At 61.8% G+C, this 15244-nt stretch carries 14 protein-coding genes and 2 tRNA genes; 2 read left to right on the forward strand and 14 right to left on the reverse strand.

Annotated features, from left to right (window positions below; all coding sequences use genetic code 11):
- A complete protein-coding gene (locus tag NMQ16_RS06810; protein ID WP_257079787.1) occupies positions 1–2025 on the forward strand; it encodes a hypothetical protein in 2025 nt (674 codons plus the stop codon).
- A gap of 9 nt (positions 2026–2034) precedes the next feature.
- Here NMQ16_RS06810 and NMQ16_RS06815 read toward each other — a convergent pair whose 3' ends face one another.
- From NMQ16_RS06815 to NMQ16_RS06825, 3 genes are all read right to left on the reverse strand, one after another.
- On the reverse strand, positions 2035–2877 hold the full coding sequence (locus NMQ16_RS06815) for a phosphoadenosine phosphosulfate reductase family protein (RefSeq protein ID WP_257079788.1): 843 nt from the start codon (positions 2875–2877) through the stop codon (positions 2035–2037).
- Complete coding sequence (locus tag NMQ16_RS06820) at positions 2870–6115, reverse strand: ATP-binding protein (protein ID WP_257079789.1); 3246 nt, start codon at positions 6113–6115, stop codon at positions 2870–2872. The genes NMQ16_RS06815 and NMQ16_RS06820 overlap by 8 nt, the downstream gene beginning before the upstream one ends.
- Positions 6116–6191: 76 nt before the next feature.
- Positions 6192–7109, reverse strand: a complete 918-nt coding sequence (locus NMQ16_RS06825) for a DUF4007 family protein (protein WP_257079790.1) — start codon at positions 7107–7109, stop codon at positions 6192–6194.
- A 321-nt stretch (positions 7110–7430) separates the two neighbouring features.
- Between NMQ16_RS06825 and NMQ16_RS06830 the strand changes: the two genes are divergently transcribed.
- Positions 7431–7571, forward strand: a complete 141-nt coding sequence (locus NMQ16_RS06830) for an ATP-binding protein (RefSeq protein WP_373566763.1) — start codon at positions 7431–7433, stop codon at positions 7569–7571.
- 332 nt (positions 7572–7903) lie between these two features.
- Here the strand turns inward: NMQ16_RS06830 and NMQ16_RS06835 are convergent.
- From NMQ16_RS06835 to ybgC, 11 genes are all read right to left on the reverse strand, one after another.
- Positions 7904–7979 (reverse strand) — tRNA-Lys (locus NMQ16_RS06835).
- A gap of 38 nt (positions 7980–8017) precedes the next feature.
- Positions 8018–8093, reverse strand: a tRNA-Lys gene (locus tag NMQ16_RS06840).
- 86 nt (positions 8094–8179) lie between these two features.
- A complete protein-coding gene (locus NMQ16_RS06845) occupies positions 8180–9295 on the reverse strand; it encodes a YeeE/YedE family protein (protein WP_257079791.1) in 1116 nt (371 codons plus the stop codon).
- Positions 9296–9333: 38 nt separating this feature from the next.
- On the reverse strand, positions 9334–10023 hold the full coding sequence (gene queC / locus NMQ16_RS06850) for a 7-cyano-7-deazaguanine synthase QueC (protein WP_257079792.1): 690 nt from the start codon (positions 10021–10023) through the stop codon (positions 9334–9336).
- A 15-nt stretch (positions 10024–10038) separates the two neighbouring features.
- The gene (gene ybgF / locus NMQ16_RS06855; RefSeq protein ID WP_257079793.1) at positions 10039–10803 is read right to left on the reverse strand and encodes a tol-pal system protein YbgF; all 765 of its coding nucleotides are present in this window, start codon (positions 10801–10803) and stop codon (positions 10039–10041) included.
- Positions 10803–11366, reverse strand: a complete 564-nt coding sequence (gene pal / locus NMQ16_RS06860; protein WP_257079794.1) for a peptidoglycan-associated lipoprotein Pal — start codon at positions 11364–11366, stop codon at positions 10803–10805. Before pal ends, ybgF begins: the two co-directional genes overlap by 1 nt.
- Before the next feature lie 67 nt (positions 11367–11433).
- Positions 11434–12708 (reverse strand): Tol-Pal system beta propeller repeat protein TolB, encoded by a 1275-nt coding sequence (tolB, locus tag NMQ16_RS06865; RefSeq protein ID WP_257079795.1) that lies wholly within the window; start codon positions 12706–12708, stop codon positions 11434–11436.
- A gap of 34 nt (positions 12709–12742) precedes the next feature.
- Complete coding sequence (locus tag NMQ16_RS06870; RefSeq protein WP_257079796.1) at positions 12743–13564, reverse strand: energy transducer TonB; 822 nt, start codon at positions 13562–13564, stop codon at positions 12743–12745.
- Positions 13564–13974, reverse strand: a complete 411-nt coding sequence (locus NMQ16_RS06875) for an ExbD/TolR family protein (protein ID WP_257079887.1) — start codon at positions 13972–13974, stop codon at positions 13564–13566. The genes NMQ16_RS06870 and NMQ16_RS06875 overlap by 1 nt, the downstream gene beginning before the upstream one ends.
- Before the next feature lie 14 nt (positions 13975–13988).
- Entirely contained in the window at positions 13989–14678 is a 690-nt protein-coding gene (gene tolQ / locus NMQ16_RS06880) for a protein TolQ (protein WP_257079797.1), read from the reverse strand.
- A 2-nt stretch (positions 14679–14680) separates the two neighbouring features.
- A complete protein-coding gene (ybgC, locus tag NMQ16_RS06885) occupies positions 14681–15148 on the reverse strand; it encodes a tol-pal system-associated acyl-CoA thioesterase (protein ID WP_257079798.1) in 468 nt (155 codons plus the stop codon).
- Between the last annotated feature and the right edge of the window lie 96 nt (positions 15149–15244).

Here is a 15244-nt window from a genome sequence, read left to right on the forward strand (position 1 = left end):
ATGAACGAGCAGAATATCAATTTGGAAGGTGCGCCGGACAATACCCTCGTGGCTGGTGATCCGCCCCGACTGGCTATTCAGCCACCCGAGGGGCAGGAGCTAGTACTCAAGAGAATACTTGTGGTCGATGACGAGCTCGCGGGCTTGCGTTGTGAGCACGTCAGGGGAGTTAGTCCAGATTTCTATGACGTGATTTCCGATGTCAACGATCCGCGATTCGAATACTTGCGGCAGGTGGGCCTTGCAGTTGTGTCAATTGCTGAGCTCATGGACGGCAACATCAATGATGTGGCTGAGTATTTTGGTTCAGACGACGCCGTTTCAAATTTGATTTTGAGTGATGCTTTCGCTCAAAGTGCCCACCATGAGTTGAAGGCGTTGCTGAATCCCTTCGTCGAGCGTGCGGCGCGCGTTAAAAAGCTAGAAGCCGCAGTGCGTGAAGCATTTCCCGCTTCGCATTTTGTGATTGAGATTCGATCTGCCCCTCGTCCTCCTCCGCAGGACGTGTTGTTGTTCGACGGTCTGTTCTTGGACTTGTTTCTGGAGAATGGTGAGGCCAATCCCGTCGACGGACTGGCTGACTACATGCGGTCAGTCTCGCGGGCAGCCGCCGGAAATGAGATTCCTCCCATCGTGTTGATGTCATCTCATGAGGAGCTTGAGCAAAACAGGCGGAGTTTCAGCGAGAGGTCGCAGATTAGTGCCGCGGGCTTGCTGATTCTCCCTAAGCAAAAGATTACAAGTGAGGCTTTCGGCGCTCCCGGTTTGCGGCTTAGTTTTGATCAGTTGACGCGTCAGCGCCCGGCGGCTCGTGAGATGCGGCAGTTTATGGCCAACTGGCTTAATGCACTCGATGAAGCCAAGAAGAAGGCCTCGGCCACGCTTTGGAATCTGGATGCGTCGGCCATGCAACAAATTCATTTTGCGTCTGTTAGCGACGATGATCCTTTTGACCAGCATCTTCATGAGTTGCTCGCGCGCGAGCATCTTGTCCATATTGAAAAAGATGCGAGTGTCTCGTCGAGCATGTCCAAGTTGGACGGCATTTTTCGGCTGCTGCTGTCGGCCGACGGGAAGGCCATCGAAAACAGGCTGATCGCGCCGACTACCGATGTCCACGCAATGCGAAATCTAATCTCGCATTTCACATGGGTGGGTGCATTGCCTTCCGTGCCTTTTGTTACATCTGAGAACGAAGCAGAAGCGGCAAAGAACATTAGCCGAAGCCTGCCTTTTGGCTCTGTTCTTGCCGGCCCGGACTTGAAGACTGGTTCGATTTGCCTAGTTCATATAACTCAGCAATGCGACTTGAACGGCATAAGCCGAGATGAGGACATCAACGGTTGCTTGATTTTTGCCCGTGCGCGGGCACGGGAGCTTCAAACATGGGAGAAGCCCGACCCTTCAACAAAGCCACGATTGGTTGCTCGGAATTTGAAGTTTGACGACAGTGCTGGGCCACATGAATTTGATTTGGACATAGAAGTTGGCCAGGTTTTGGCTTTGCCGTTGGTCGAAGTGGTTCAACGCGCGCGGGAACAGAGCCTTCGCGTCATTGGGCGTTTGAGGTGCGACATTGCTTCGCATGTCGTCGCTGACACAAGCAACCACATCTCACGCTCGGCCTCTCAGAAAATGATTCGGCCGGCGATGATGAAAGCGAAGGTGTTCCTTCAAGAGCCGACGTTGCCTCGAAAGTTCACCACTGTTTTGGAGAACCCCAAAACAGGAAAGATTTTCTCTCTACTGCTTGAAGGCGAGCTATACAGCTTTCAGGACGATGCCTGTATTTGGATTTCGCTATGGCTTAGGAGTGAGTTGGCAAAGCTGAGCATCGTGGTGGAGGCTGACTTGGTTTGCACCGCGCTGCGCAAGGGTTGGCGCGCCGATAAGCGACTTGCGGGGGTCTTGATGACGAGAGTGAAGAGTGTGAACGCACTCGACACCGCGTATAACGCACTCGTTCACCCGGAGGCTACGGCAGGCCAGCCGCAGTTGACCATTGTTATCGAGCGGAGCGCGTGACGTCCAAGCCTACTTGTGACAGATCACGCAGGACCCGTTGCCTTCGTCCTCGCCATAAACATCGTCGATGTCCTCGGGGCATGAGCGAACTGGGCGGAGCGGATTGATCGGGATGACCGCGCGAGCGCGCTCCCTGCGCTTCTCAAAGTCAGCCACGATTTGGGCGACCCGCTCGGGTTGCTCCAGCTCAGCAAGCGACTCCCCTGAAGACCAGGTGAACGGCGAACCGTGCTCCAAGGCGTCTTTCTCCAAGTCCTTGGCGGCCTCGAACTTGTCGGGGTGGCGTTCTTTGAGGCGCACCCATTCGATCTTCTGCTGGAAGAAGCAGAACGTGCAGCCGCTGCGAGAACGCCACTCGTAATACTTGGGGTAGCCCACGCCGGATGATTCGAGGATGTCCATCACGCCAGCCTTGTCGATGCCGGCCGTGCGGAAAGGCAGGGACACGCTGAGGTTGTCCCGCTTGGACGAGTAGCCTTCGCGATAGTCTTCGTCGGCTCTGATGGCCACGTATGAAGTGACCTTGTCTCCGGCAGCGATCATCGGTTTAATCCACTGCTCGAACGGCGTCAGCTTGAGCTTGCGGGTGCACCACCGCGTTTGTGGCGACGGCAAGAAGTGGTTGTATTCGCGTAGCCAGAAGTCGAAGTCGCGTCGCGGATTGAGCCGCTCAATGGACTTGCCGAGGTAGCCCTCGAGGCGGCCAAGGAACTCATAAACCTCCGGCAGCTCTTCGCCTGTGTCGGTGAAGAAATACTCGATGGTCAGTTCTGGGTGAGCCTGGCGCATGTGCACGGCTAGTGCCGCGCTGTCCTTGCCCCCCGACAGTCCGAGAACGTGGCGATCAGCCATGGTTTTGCTCCTCGTCAGCCGTCAGCCGCATGCCCGCCTTGGCCAGAATGGCAAGCAACACATCCGTTTCCAGGCCTTCCTTTTGCAGTTGGGCAGCGATCTCGTCGGCCTTGGTTTCCACGGCCTGGCGATTTCGGTCGGTGATGTCGAAGGAGCGCGAGATCGTTCGGGCGTCTGTGCCAGCGCCAATGACCACTGCAAAGGCTTCGCTGTTGGGCTTGCGGCCCTTGACTGAGACGAACGCCTCGGTTTGCCTGAACCGCAACGCTACCTTTGAGATCTCAAGCGTCGCAGCGTCGATGTCGCGATCCGTCCAGTCACGCGGCGGCTTGTTGGCGGCTAAGCTCAGGATGCCCTCGATGCTGACCGTGCTGCCGTCATGCTTGGCCAGGCGGGTTGCGAATGAGTCTTGCCTTAGGTCGCCGGTGATGCCGGCAACGGCCTCAGCGCGAGCCCTCAGACGGTCAAGGCGAGCCGGCGGGGCGTCGAGGGCTGCGAGCATGGCCGAGTCCATGCTTCTGAGCATCGCTTCGTATGCCCCGGCCAATTCGGCGATGGGGCCACGCAGGGCTTCCACATAGGCGTCGCCATCGCTGGTGTCTAACAGAGCCACCAGGTCGACGAACAAGACCTTGTGGGGGTCGCTCGCTTTTAGCAAGGTGTCGCGGATGGCTCGGGCGCTGTCGCTGAGTTGATGTGTGCGCTGGGTCCACACCGGCAGGTTGAACGCCAGGCCGACCAAACTGCGGGCGGCCTCGAGCGGGTCGCGCGCATCGGCGGCATGTCCTAGCTCCGTCAGGATGTTGGCGATGCCACCTAAGATGCGCGCCTTCTCCTCATCGATGACCACCCAACGAAGCGAGAAGCGGCCAGCGTCTTGAAGGTATTCGTCGATATCGGCGTCATTAAGGCGTGGAATGAACATGCCATCCTTATAGACGGCCACATTGGATTGATGCGCCAGCAAGAACGCGACGAAGAGCACTGGCTGAATGCCCGCCTTCACCCCAAAGGGCGCGGCAGACCATCGCTCAAGGATGTCGGAGGCCCTTACGCGCGATGACGAGTCCACGAACATGTCGCGTGTCGCTTGCCAGATCGCGGCGAAACGGGCTTCGCCGTCTCTGTCAGGCTGCACAAAGCGCCAGTTCCCCTCGCTGACTTCCTGGTGGATTCCTGTGCTGTGTAGCAACGTCTCGTAGAGGCCGCGCTCAGCGGGGAAACCTTCAATGCCCAGGTGCTCGGTTCCCTCGTGGGAAAGCATGCGGTGTAGCAGGTCGCGGCGCGCCTTGACGCTGTTGCTCGACACGCTGTCGCGATTGACTAGCTCGCTCCACACAAGCGGAGCGCTTGAATAGAGCTCGTCGGCGAGGTTGGAGGCGATGGGGGAGAGGCGAGCGCCGGCTTCGATGGACTCGTTGCTTCCATCGAACCACTGAACGTTGGTAATTGCAGCTTGGAGCTGCTCTTCAAGGGTGGCGTTGACGGCGGCGAGGCGCGCATGGACTTCGCGCCTCGCGACAGCGTCACCTTGGAGCTCGTGGCGATCCTTGACGGTTTCGAGAGCCACCAGCTCGGCACCGAGCTCTTCGATACGGGCATGGTTACGCGGGATGCCGACCAGCACCGGCCAAGGACTCAGGCGCGAGCTCTCCTGCGCCCTACGCTGCGCGACCTTGTGCCCAACGCCGCGACCAGGGAGGGCAAGGGCAAACAGGCCGAACTCGCCCTTGGCCGGAACGTATTTCTCGGCCAAGCGTTCTGCCTCGTCGAGCTTGCTCAGCGAGAGATTCATCCACCGCATGGTGCCTGTCGCGTGATAGTGCCGCTTTGCCACGACTGGGTGCAGGCCCATCAAGTGGGCGAGGTGGTTGTAGTCGACGTCTGGCGAGGCGGCCAAGGTTTTGGCGACGGCAGCGTCGATGTCGAAGTCGCTGCCCTCAAAGACCGACCAAGCGCCGATATGCTTTTTGAAGAGAGCCACACGCATGCGCGAAAGTTCTTCAAGGCCCTTCTCAATTTCAGCGATGGGCTGCTTGTAGAAGATTGTTCCCAGGACTGCCGTGTCGGCGGCCAGGCCGGAGCCATTGCGGAACAAGTCAATTACCGCAATGTTCTTGATCAGCTCGACCAAGAACGGATTGCAGTTCTTAGCCTCGGTGCGCTCGACGGCTTCGACAGCTTGCGACCAACGATGGCCATCGGGAGAGGCGAGAATCGCGGGCTCAAGGTTCGAGCGTAGGTAGTCCCAATAATTGTCCGGCCGATACCAAGTGGCCGACTTGATGGGGGTCGCTTCGAGATAGGAGCGGAAGCCGTGCGGCTCCACCGATGCCAGAAAGCCGAATGTGCTGCGCTCGTTTTGGCCGAACTGCCGCTTGGAGATCGGGCCGAGTAGTGCAGCCATGGCCGGATGTAGCGGCCAGCAAGCTTCAAGCGCGTCGGCAAACTGGCCGCCAACGACGGGGCGGCGCAACCGGATGGAATCAGCGATGGCTGTGGAGACTTCTTTCACCCAAGTCGGGCGGCACCCTGCTTCGATGGCCTTACCTATCAACGCCACCATTTCGTCGTTCGCGGCGACAAAGGGCAGGTCGATGTATCGGCCTTGAATCTTGGCCCACTCGTCACGGGTCTCGGTGCCCAGACGCGCTCCGTATTGGGCGAACGATTGGTGCAGTACGCCAACGATCACTAGCCTGCCATTGGCACGTGCTGCAGCTTCGGCAAGTTCTTGGAAGAAGAAGACATCGTCTCCGTATCCCAAGGCCGAAGCCTCTAGAAACTTACCCATCTCGTCAAGGATAACCAGTACGCCGTCTTGCGAGCGATCCTCGGCGGTTTGACACAGCTCATTGATCAAGCTGCTTGAGGATACTTTGCGGTTGTCGGTGCCCTTGCCCTTGGCTTTGCGCAGCGCGGTGTTCAGGTCGGCGACTACATTTCCGCGCCTGCCTACCACGGGTAACACAAGCCATCCGTCGCGGGTCGGGAATGCCTTTTCAAAGGCGGGCATCGCGCTGAGCTTGAGTACGTTTCGTGCGTGGGTCCGCAGCTTCTTGTCAGGATGCAACGCGCTCGCTAGAGCCACGGCAAGCGATGACTTCCCTCCGCCGAAAGGGCCGGTCCAAGTGAATGAACGTTGGTTGGTTTCCGTTAACTGCCGAGCCATGTTCTCCAAGATGGAGGTCGCGGTGGAGTGGCAGATGTAGCCTGCCAAGGCGTCGAGACGGCCCAAGTCCGCGTCCACGCGTATTGAGCGTTGGTAATGGCGTGCAATGTGGACGAAGTCTGAGAGAGATTGGCCTTTGTCGTCAGTCATATGCTCTACGAATCATATTTAGACGCATTTCATTGGAGTCTCCTGCTTGCTTATGCACTTGGCGCAGACCCGCCGTGTCCGTCCATGCCAAAAAGCCACTTGTGAGATCGTTCAGCCCCATCAGCCGTTCAGCGATGGAATTTTCATCAAGTTTGAATACACGTCCCGGTGAGCCCTCGCCGTACGCAATGGTTTCAAATGCCATTGAGCTCATGCTGACTTCCGATCTCTCCCAGTAGTCCAATAGTGCATAGGCGAAAAGGGCGTTGTGAAGAGTGGCCTTTGGGCCTCTTCGGAATGCGTATTGGCCTTTGTGTATTTCTTGGATCAAACCGAGCTCGCCCAGCAGCGGTTCAGCAAAGTCTTCCGGCGAGCCACCGGCAAAGCGCGGCGCGTAGCTGCGTAGGCACGTGTCCAAATCACGTGACAGGGTGGAAGCCGACAGCCGTCGCTTTGGGTCGTGCTTGCGCGCGAAATTTTCCAAAGGTGATTCGAGCTCCTGTCGCGTAAAGGTTGGTGAGGTCACATGATTGAAAAGCCAACTCCAGGTCGTGGCTCTGTTTCCCTTTCCTGCGAGCCACCAGTGCGCATGCCAAGCGGTTGTTGGGCTTTCGGCATACGGGTCCAAGCCCCCATCGCAAAGGACCTCGATAGCGACAGGAGATAGGTCGAAAAATCGAGAGTCACTAGAGTCACGTAAAACATCGCAGGCTAGTGCCCAGTGGCGGATAGAGCTGACCATGTTTTTGCCGACACCAAAAGCTGCGATAGCGCTCTCATCGGAGAACGCTGCTTTTGGAACGCGATAGCCCGCAACCGATTGATCAAAAACCTTTTTTAGCCACATTTGCCGGAGAGGAAACGTCTCATGTCCGGAAAAGTGGTGTGCATTAGCTGTGTTCAAAGCCATCCTCATTTGCATTTTGTAGTGGCGTGAATGCAAGAACTGGTGGAAACCTCCAGTTCGCATCTTACTCCTGTGGAGGATGTGTCAGTCGCCTCAAGATTTTCTTACGCCATCGCCAATCCCGCGCCACCTTCAATGCCAAATGAATCTAAAGATTAATGCGTTGTCCAGCCGGGTGATATCAGCACGCGTATGAACTTCAGGAAAAAGGGGTATTTTTACTGAAAATTTAAGCCTGTCTTATTAGATGCAAGCATGTGATAAAAAAGTACTTTCAAGAATATTCTGTTATGGAAGGGGTGGGGCTTTCACAAAAGTCGATGCGTGGCCGAGTGGGGCGGCGTGTTCGGTGATGCGGTGGTGGCCACCGCAATCCTCGATCGACTACGCCACCACAGCCATGTCATCACGATCCGCGGCGACAGCTACGGGCTCAGCGCAAACACCGAAACCCAAAACGATTGATCAACAACAGGGGTCAATTCCTGATGTCGTTTGACACGCCGCACATCGACGCGCTGTTCGATGGGGGTGGATTTCGTTTTCTGCCAAGGGACACGTCAGCATCTCTGCGGAATTGCCGGAGTTAGCACATGTGCAACTTGGGATCTCTCAAGATTGGATGCTTCGAGACCTCCAGACGGCACACCTGCCTTACTTGTCGATACATCGAGCTCACGAGTTTCGCGGGTGACGCCGCCCAGTTTGGTTGATTGAAACTGGCTACGCCGTGGCTACTCAGGCCCAGAAAACAAAAAGGCCAGTTCCGAAGAACTGGCCTAACTTACTGATTTTACTGGTGGGTTGTGAGTGGCTCGAACACTCGACCTACGGATTAAGAGTCCGCTGCTCTACCAACTGAGCTAACAACCCGAAACTGGTTCGCAATACCTGTTTTTCGGCCCACCTGGTGGTGGGTCGGGCGAGACTCGAACTCGCGACCAACGGATTAAAAGTCCGCTGCTCTACCGACTGAGCTACCGACCCTCGCCTTGCGAAGAGGGCGGATTATAGGAAGCGGGTTTTGATGCGTCAAGGCTTTCCGGCATCGGCGGCGTGCAGGCGTGTGCCGGTTACTCGCGCATCAGCCACCACATCGAGGCCTTCATGGTCAGCGCCGAGCCGGCGATGATGGCCAGCAGCGCGATGGCGGAGCCGAGCGCCAGCGTCGATACGCCGGTGATGCCCTGGCCCACGCTGCAGCCGGAGGCCAGCACGCCGCCGATGGCCATCAGCGCCCCACCGATGCCGTGCCGCACCAGGTCGGCGCTGCTGCGGAACCACTCGATGCGGAATTTGCCGGCCACGATGGCGTACAGGAAGGCGCCGACGATGACGCCGACCAGTGCCATGACGCCGAAGTTGAGCAGGGCGGTGTTGGTCGGGTCGAGCAGGTAGCGCGCGCTGTCGGCCATCGGGCCGACGAAGGTGTAGGACTGCGCCTCGACGCGGCTGGGCAGCACGTCGGCGAATTCGGCCCACTCCTTCCATGCCGCGGCGCGCGGGCCGGCGGTGAGCCACCAGCCGGCCAGCACGGCCAGACCGAAGCCGATGCCGCCGGCGATGTTGTCCCGGTCACGCCGGAACTCGGCATTCGCGAAGGCCCAGACGGCGAGCGCGCCGGCGATCAGCCAGGCCAGCGCGCGGTTGAGCGTGGCGGCGTCGCCACCGACGGTGCCGGCGATGACCGAGCCGAGCGCCTGCGAGTCGATGCCGCGCGCCTCGAGCGACAGCGTCAAGCTGCCCATCCAGCCGAAGGCCAGCGCGTAGAACTCGGTGAAGATCATCAGGTAGGCGAACAGCGCACCGACCGCCAGCACGAACACCGACTTGAGATTGCCGCCGCCGATGCGCACCAGTGTCTTGTTGCCGCAGCCGCTGGCCAGCGTCATGCCGACGCCGAACAGCAGGCCGCCGACCAGATAGCGCAGCCAGGCGAACTGCGCGCTGCGGTAGGGCGGATAGGTGGTGCTCAGGTCGATGATGCCGGCCGATTCCATGCCGACCAGGCCGGCCATCGCGGTGGCGATGGCGAGCATCCACGAGCGCATGCGGCCGAGATCGCCGATGTTGATCCAGTCGGACACCGCGCCCATGGTGCAGAAATTGGTGCGCGAGGTCAGCGCGCCGAGCGCGATCGACAGCCCGAGCACGGCGGCCAGTGTTTCGGTGTGGATGTTGAGGTCCATCGTGTTCGGGTCCGGTTGTCGGCCCCTCGCACGGGGCGCTATCTGTACGGCGTCGGGTCCGCGATGCCCGCGGCAGCGAAGCCTTCACGGCGCAGCCGGCACGAATCGCACACGCCGCAGGCGCGGCCCGCGTCGTCGGCCTGGTAGCACGACACGGTGAGACCGTAATCGACACCCAGATCTGCGCCAGCGCGGATGATACCCGCCTTGGTCAATGCAATCAGCGGTGCGTGCACGGTCAGTCGGGCGCCTTCCACCGCAGCCTTCGTGGCCAGATTGGCCATCGCTTCGAAGGCCTTGATGTATTCCGGCCTGCAGTCGGGGTAGCCGGAGTAGTCGACTGCGTTGACGCCGCAGTGAATGTCCTGCGCGCCGAGCACTTCGGCCCAGGCCAGCGCCAGTGACAGCATGATGGTGTTGCGCGCCGGCACATAGGTGACCGGGATGCCGGGCGCGACGCCGTCGACCGGCACGTCGATCGCGCTGTCGGTCAGCGCCGAACCGCCGAAGGCACGCAGGTCGAGCGTCAGCGTCCGGTGGCTGGCAGCACCCAGCGCCTTTGCCACGCGCGTGGCCGCCACCAGTTCCGCGCGGTGGCGCTGGCCGTAATCGACCGACAGGCAATGGCAGTCGTGCCCCTGTGCACGCGCCATCGCCAGCACGGTGGCCGAGTCGAGGCCGCCCGACAGCAGCACGACGGCCGGCCGCGAAGAAACCCCACTGCCCATTGCGCGCGTCCCTTCCTACTTCTTCTTCGGCGGCGGGGCCAGTTGCTTCAGGCGCTGACGCGCGACGTCGGCCGCCGGCGTGCTGCCGTATTCGGCCACCACGGTGTCCAGCGTCTTCTTCGCGCCCTTGGTGTCGCCCTGGACCTGCTGCGTGTTGGCCAGACCGAGCAGGGCCTCGGGTGCGCGCACGTCGGACGGCCACTGCGCGTGCACGGCCTGGTAAAGCTCGGCGGCACGCGGGTAATTCTTGGCCTGGAATCCCGAACTGGCGGCCCAGTAGTGCGCCGCAGGCTGGAAGCTGCTCTGCGGCCAGGTGGTGATGAAGGCTTCGAACGCCGCTTGCGCGTCGGCAAACTTGCCACCCTTGAGCAGATTGAGCGCTGCTTCGTAGTCGCGCGCCTCAGCCGCCGGATCGGCGGCCGGTGCCGCCGCCGCCGCGGCTGCCGGAGCGGCTTCGAGCGCACGCAGGCGGTTGTCCAGATCGAGGTAGAAATCCTTCTGCCGTTTGGTGGCGGCTTCCAGTTCGTAGGTCAGCACCTCGTTCTGGCCGCGCAGCTTGGCGATTTCGGCGCGCAGGGCTTCGATCTGGTTGTTCAGGTCGAGCTGCACGCGCTGCGATTGTTCCACCTGCGCATCGAGCTTGCCCAGCCGGGTAGTGGATTCAAGCTTGAGCGCTTCGATCCGCTGGCGCGCCACGTCGTCATCGAACAGCGCCCACGCCGGGGCGCTGCCGATGGACAACATGGCCAGCGCCGTCGCGATGCCGCGACGGGCCAACATCAGAACTCACCCGAATAGAGCATTTCCGAGCGGCGGTTCTCGGCGTAGGCGGCTTCGTCGCTGCCTTCCATGCGCGGCTTTTCTTCGCCCAGGCTGACCGACTCGATCTGCGCTTCCTGCACGCCCAGCAGCATCAGCGCGCGCTTGACCGCTTCGGCACGCTTCTGGCCGAGTGCCAGGTTGTATTCGCGCGAACCGCGTTCGTCGGTGTTGCCCTGGATCAGCATCTTCAGCTTCGGATTGGCGACCAGCACCTTGGCGTGCGCCGAGACCAGGCTGGCGTAGCTGTCCTTGATGGCGTAGCTGTCGTAGTCGAAGTAGATGATGCGTTTGGACAGCGGGCTGTTCGGGTCCTTCAGCGACGCCATCAGCGCCTCTTCCGGCGTCATGGTCTTGCCGCTGACGGCGGGCGGGGCGACCGGCGTGCCGCTCGGGCTGGCGGGCGCAACCGGCGTCTTGCTTTCGGTCGGGGCGGCGGGTTGCTCCGGACCGGATGACGAGCAGCCGGCGAGCAGAGCAAGGGTCAGGGTGGCGATGGCGATCTTGCTGGCGGACGTTTGCATGGCGGAGGCCTTTCTTGTGGTCGGAACGAGGAGTGTGACGTGATTTCGAAGGTTGGTCTGTGCGGCGTCAGGGCTGGTTGAACGGTCCCCAGGCCGGTTCGCGGACATCGCCGCCGGCCTGTCCGGACAGTTTCTGCTTCACGCGGCCATCTGACGATACTGCCGACAGCACGCCGCGCCCGCCCACTTCCGATGCATACAGGATGGTGCGGCTGTTGGGTGCGAAGGACGGCGATTCGTCGCGCGACGAATCGGTGAGGATCTGGATCTGCCGGCTGGCCAGGTCCATCACGGTGACCTGGAACCGGCCGCCGTTGCGCGACACGTAGGCGAGCATCTTGCCGTCCGGCGACAGCCGGGGCGACACGTTGTAGCTGCCTTCGAAGGTGACGCGCTCGGCGGTGCCGCCGGTGGCCGCGACGCGGTAGATCTGCGGGCTGCCGCCGCGGTCGGACGTGAAGTAGAGGTGCTGGCCGTCGGGCGAGAACTGCGGCTCGGTGTCGATGGTGGTCGAACCGGCCACGCGGGTCAGCCCGCTGCCGTCGGCGTTGATGCTGTAGATCTGCGAACTGCCGTCCTTGGTCAGCACCACGGCCAGCCGCTTGCCGTCGGGTGACCAGGCGGGCGCCGAATTCGAGCCCTTGAAATTGGCCACGACGGTCTGCGTGCCGGTTGCCAGCGAATGCACGTAGATGATGGGCTTCTTGGCCTGGAACGACACATACGCCAGCCGCGTGCCGTCCGGCGACCAGGCGGGCGAGATGATGGGCTCGCTCGAGCGCAGCGCGGTGCGCGGGTTCTGGCCGTCGGCGTCGTCCACCTTCAGTTCGTAGCTCTTGCCGGTCTTCACCACGTAGGCGATGCGGGTCGAATAGACGCCGCGCTCGCCGGTCAGCTTTTCGTGGATGAAGTCGGCGATGCGGTGGCCCGTTTCGCGCACGGTCGCTGCACCGAAAAGGAAAATCATGCCGTCCGGCTTGTTCTGCCGTGCGATGTCATAAAGACGCATGCGCACTTCGTAGCGGCCGCCCGGCGCCGGCAGGATGCTGGCCAGTGCCAGCGCGTCGGCGCCGCGGTCCTTCCACTGGTTCAGGTCGATGGCCGCGTTCTCCGGCACCGGCGTGGTGCCCGGATCGACCAGCTTGAACAGGCCGCTGCGCTCCAGATCGGCGCGCACGACACCGGTCAGCGCCTGCGGCAGCAGGCCGTCGCCGGCAAAGTTGGCGATCGCGACCGGAATGCGGTTGGCGCCGGCGCCGGTGATCTCGACCGTGAGCTGCGCCTGGGCGGCGGTTGCTGCCAGCAGCAGCGTGGTGGCCATCAGTCTGAATATCTTGAACATCTGATCCTTTCGATGAGAGGTGGTGCGGCGGCGGCTACTGTCCCAGCGGCCGGAACACCAGATCCAGGTTGCGCACGAAGACCGACGGATCGTCCGGCTTCGGCAGCGGTGACGACTTCACGATGGCACGCAGTATCGCGTCATCGAGCGCCGGATTTCCGGTTGATCTTTTCATGCGCGGTTCGCCGACCACCGAACCGTCCGGCAGCAGCGCGATGGCGACCAGCGCTTCCGGGTTGCCGGTGGCGCCCGGCGGCAGCACGATGTTGCTGCGTATCTTGGCGCTGATCTTGTCTCCCCATGCGCTTGCAGCGTTCCTGCGCGCGCCTTCCGCGGCGGCCTGCGCGATCAGGTCCGCTTCTCGCGAAGCCTCGCGCTTGGCCTGTTCGGCGCTCTCGCGGGCCATGGCTTCCTTGAACATTCTGTCCTGCGCTTCGATCTCGCGCCGCATGTCCGGCGGCGGCTTCACGTCGGGCTTCTTCTCGACCGGTTTCGGTTCGGGTTTCGGCTTGGGCTCCGGCTTGGGTTCGGGCTTCGGCTCAACCTTGGGAACCGGTTTCGGCTTCGGAGGTTCCTTGAACGCGATGTCCGGCTTGGGCGGCGGCGGCGGGGGCGGCGGCTCGACCACCGGTTCCGGCCGCTTCTCGACTACCGGCTCGGGCGGCGGCGGCAGACGCACCGGAGCCTCCACCGTCGGCATGCTGCTGATCAGTTCCACCTGCACCGCAGCCGGTTTGCTGGTCTGCCAGCGCACGCTGTAGAACAGGAACAGGCCGAGCAGCAGATGCATGCCGGCGGCCAGCACGGCCGACTGCCATTTGCCGGGTTCCGGGCGTTTGAGTGCGTGCTCGCGCATCAGCGGGCCGGTTTCGCAGTCTGGCCGGTGTGCACCAGCAGGCCGATGCGGGTGATGCCATTGCCTTGCAGCGTGTCCATCACCTTCAGTATTTCTTCGTAGCGTGCCGCCTTGTCGCCGGCCACCACCACGGCGCGGTCGGGTCTGGCGCCCTGCAGGTCGCGGATGCGCGTGACCAGTGCATCGCGCGTGATCGTTTGTTCCTTGCCGCCCTGGTCGCGGTCGCGCAGCGCCAGCTTGCCGTCGGCTTTCACGATGACTTCGATCGGCTGCGCCGGGGTCTGCGACGCCTGACCGACGCTGGGCAGTTCGATGCTGCCGGTGGGCGTGGCCTGCGGCGCCACCATGAAGATGACGAGCAGTACAAGCATCACGTCGATGTACGGCACGACGTTGATCTGGTTCATCAGGCGGCGCTGTCTTCTCATTGCGCCTTACCGGGGCCCTGGCGCTGCAGGATGTTGGAGAACTCTTCCATGAAGCTTTCCCAGCGGATGGAAATGCGGTCGATGTCGTGCGCGAAGCGGTTGTACGCGACCACCGCCGGAATTGCCGCAAACAGGCCGATCGCGGTCGCCACCAGCGCTTCGGCGATGCCCGGGGCGACCTGGGCCAGCGTCGCCTGACCGACGTTCGACAGGCCGCGGAAGGCGTTCATGATGCCCCACACCGTGCCGAACAGGCCGATGTAGGGGCTGACCGAGCCGGTCGAGGCGAGAAAGGCGAGGTGAGATTCGAGTTCGTCGACCTCGCGCTGATAGGTCGCGCGCATGGCGCGCCGGGCGCCATCGACCGCGGTAGCGGTGTCGATGTTCTGCCGCCCGCGCAGCTTGATGAATTCCCGGTAGCCGGCTTCGAAGATGCGTTCCATGCCGCCGGCGTTGTGCCGATCGTTGGCCGCGCTCTGGAACAGCGCGTTCAGGTCGCCGCCGGACCAGAACTCCAGCTCGAACTTGTCGGTGCGGCTGCGTGCGCCGCGGATGGCGAAGGATTTGCGGAAAATCCAGTACCAGCTCATGAACGAAATGCCGATCAGCAGCGCCATCACCAGCTTGACCAGCAGGCTGGCGTTCATGATGAGCGAAATGATCGAGAGGTCTTCTGATAGGTTCATGGTCAGTTCGTGAGCGGGGGCAGAAGAGGGGGCGGGGATGAAGGGACGAGCCGCGCGCGCAGTGCAGGCGGGATCGACACCGGACGGCCGCGCGCCGGATCGATGCAGATCACCCGCACCAGACCGTCGAACAGCAGCGTGTCGCCGCGGTACAGCCGCTGCGCGAAGTCGATGGCGACCCGGCTGACGCCGGCGATCGTGCTGCGCACCTCGAGCGCGTCATTGAAATGCGCCGGCTTCAGGTATTCGCCGGTGACCGAGCGCACGACGAAGCCGTGGCCCTGCGCCGTCATGTCGACCTGATCGAAGCCGAGCGCGCGCAGCCATTCGGTGCGTGCGCGTTCGAGAAAGCGGAAATAGTTTGCGTAGTAGACGACACCGTAACTGTCGGTGTCTTCGTAGTAGACGCGCACCGGCCACGAAAAACCGTCGGCGTGCGGGCCGTCATCGTGCTGCGCGGAAGGTGTCATGGGCCGCGATTTTACCCGAGCGGCCGCCCCGGCTTGCTGCAAGGCATCAAAAAGCCTCGCAAGGGGATGTAACAGTCGGCTGGGTGGCGTGGAGGC

The organism is Methyloversatilis sp. XJ19-49 (genome assembly GCF_024580145.1).
In the GTDB taxonomy this organism is placed as follows: Bacteria; Pseudomonadota; Gammaproteobacteria; order Burkholderiales; family Rhodocyclaceae; genus Methyloversatilis.